The organism is Maribacter sp. TH_r10 (assembly GCF_033101095.1).
Taxonomy (GTDB): Bacteria; Bacteroidota; Bacteroidia; order Flavobacteriales; family Flavobacteriaceae; genus Maribacter_A; species Maribacter_A luteus.
In genome coordinates this window covers 1-421 of the sequence record NZ_JAWMPY010000045.1, presented here as the reverse complement: position 1 = coordinate 421, position 421 = coordinate 1, and the positions used below count along the sequence as shown (strand labels likewise).

The following is a 421-nucleotide window of genomic DNA, read 5'->3' as shown; positions in this document are numbered from 1 at the left end:
AGAACGACGGATTGAACTCTGCCTATCCCGATGGCCTTGACCCAGTGAACACGGACAGTGAGGACGAGCAGGATTATTTGGATGAAGACAGTGACAACGATCTTGTCCCTGACAACAACGAGGGCAACGACTTCAATTACGATGGCATCCCCGATCAAACCTATACGGGCATCGACACTGACGGTGACGGATTGGATGACGGTTACGAAGGTAGTGATGTCAACGATGGCTTCGATGTAAACGATGAGATAAACGATCCTGCGAACGACCTACCGGATACGGATGGTACTGAGGACGTGAACTATAGGGACCTTGACGATGACGGTGATGGTATCGACACCCCGGATGAGGATGCCGATGGAGATGGCGACCCAACCAATGACGACACAGACGGTGACGGTACACCGGATTACCTTGATCC

At 52.0% G+C, this 421-nt stretch carries 1 pseudogene; it reads left to right on the top strand.

The window, feature by feature from the left end:
- Positions 1-421: pseudogene (locus R3X28_RS19255) on the top strand (gliding motility-associated C-terminal domain-containing protein); the annotation flags it as partial.